This is a genomic window from Collinsella sp. AM33-4BH, from assembly GCF_003469205.1.
In the GTDB taxonomy this organism is placed as follows: Bacteria; Actinomycetota; Coriobacteriia; order Coriobacteriales; family Coriobacteriaceae; genus Collinsella.
Genome location: NZ_QSIN01000006.1, coordinates 1 through 1,896 on the forward strand (window position 1 = coordinate 1; position 1,896 = coordinate 1,896).

Genomic DNA, 1,896 nt, shown 5'->3' on the forward strand with positions numbered 1-1,896 from the left:
GGCGTGCACCTTGAGAACCGGATACTGCGAGGATGGACACATTCAGTGTCGCATCCGGGCAGACATCGAACCATTTGAAATGGTCTAACTTGGATTTGTTTTTCGCAAGGCCGCCGAGAGGCGGCCCCGAGAAATTCCTTTTCCTATACTAAAACCATATGAATCGAACGGAACCGATCAGCGATGAACTGAGAGGACCGGACGGGCTCGAAGCCCAGAATATTTTGGACGGAGAGTTCGATCCTGGCTCAGGATGAACGCTGGCGGCGCGCCTAACACATGCAAGTCGAACGGCACCCACCTCCGGGTGGAAGCGAGTGGCGAACGGCTGAGTAACACGTGGAGAACCTGCCCCCTCCCCCGGGATAGCCGCCCGAAAGGACGGGTAATACCGGATACCCCGGGGTGCCGCATGGCACCCCGGCTAAAGCCCCGACGGGAGGGGATGGCTCCGCGGCCCATCAGGTAGACGGCGGGGTGACGGCCCACCGTGCCGACAACGGGTAGCCGGGTTGAGAGACCGACCGGCCAGATTGGGACTGAGACACGGCCCAGACTCCTACGGGAGGCAGCAGTGGGGAATCTTGCGCAATGGGGGGAACCCTGACGCAGCGACGCCGCGTGCGGGACGGAGGCCTTCGGGTCGTAAACCGCTTTCAGCAGGGAAGAGACGAGACTGTACCTGCAGAAGAAGCCCCGGCTAACTACGTGCCAGCAGCCGCGGTAATACGTAGGGGGCGAGCGTTATCCGGATTCATTGGGCGTAAAGCGCGCGTAGGCGGCCCGGCAGGCCGGGGGTCGAAGCGGGGGGCTCAACCCCCCGAAGCCCCCGGAACCTCCGCGGCTTGGGTCCGGTAGGGGAGGGTGGAACACCCGGTGTAGCGGTGGAATGCGCAGATATCGGGTGGAACACCGGTGGCGAAGGCGGCCCTCTGGGCCGAGACCGACGCTGAGGCGCGAAAGCTGGGGGAGCGAACAGGATTAGATACCCTGGTAGTCCCAGCCGTAAACGATGGACGCTAGGTGTGGGGGGACGATCCCCCCGTGCCGCAGCCAACGCATTAAGCGTCCCGCCTGGGGAGTACGGCCGCAAGGCTAAAACTCAAAGGAATTGACGGGGGCCCGCACAAGCAGCGGAGCATGTGGCTTAATTCGAAGCAACGCGAAGAACCTTACCAGGGCTTGACATATGGGTGAAGCGGGGGAGACCCCGTGGCCGAGAGGAGCCCATACAGGTGGTGCATGGCTGTCGTCAGCTCGTGTCGTGAGATGTTGGGTTAAGTCCCGCAACGAGCGCAACCCCCGCCGCGTGTTGCCATCGGGTGATGCCGGGAACCCACGCGGGACCGCCGCCGTCAAGGCGGAGGAGGGCGGGGACGACGTCAAGTCATCATGCCCCTTATGCCCTGGGCTGCACACGTGCTACAATGGCCGGTACAGAGGGATGCCACCCCGCGAGGGGGAGCGGATCCCGGAAAGCCGGCCCCAGTTCGGATTGGGGGCTGCAACCCGCCCCCATGAAGTCGGAGTTGCTAGTAATCGCGGATCAGCATGCCGCGGTGAATGCGTTCCCGGGCCTTGTACACACCGCCCGTCACACCACCCGAGTCGTCTGCACCCGAAGTCGCCGGCCCAACCGAGAGGGGGGGGGCGCCGAAGGGGTGGGGGGGGGGGGGGGGGAAGTCGTAACAAGGTAGCCGTACCGGAAGGTGCGGCTGGATCACCTCCTTTCTAGGGAGACACATTCTTAGAGAGAAAACACTTTAACTCGAATAGAGGGCAGGAGCCCGTCCGGTGGATGTCGCCCGGGGGAAGTCCCCGCAGCACCCGGTCCCCGGGGTCGCACCCGCGTACCTTGAGAGCCGCATAGCGATAGGAGAGAGATGGAAGATCATA

At 63.5% G+C, this 1,896-nt stretch carries 1 rRNA gene; it reads left to right on the forward strand.

The window, feature by feature from the left end:
* Positions 1–225: 225 nt before the first annotated feature.
* Positions 226–1,731, forward strand: a 16S ribosomal RNA gene (locus DW821_RS05550).
* The last annotated feature ends 165 nt before the right edge of the window (positions 1,732–1,896 follow it).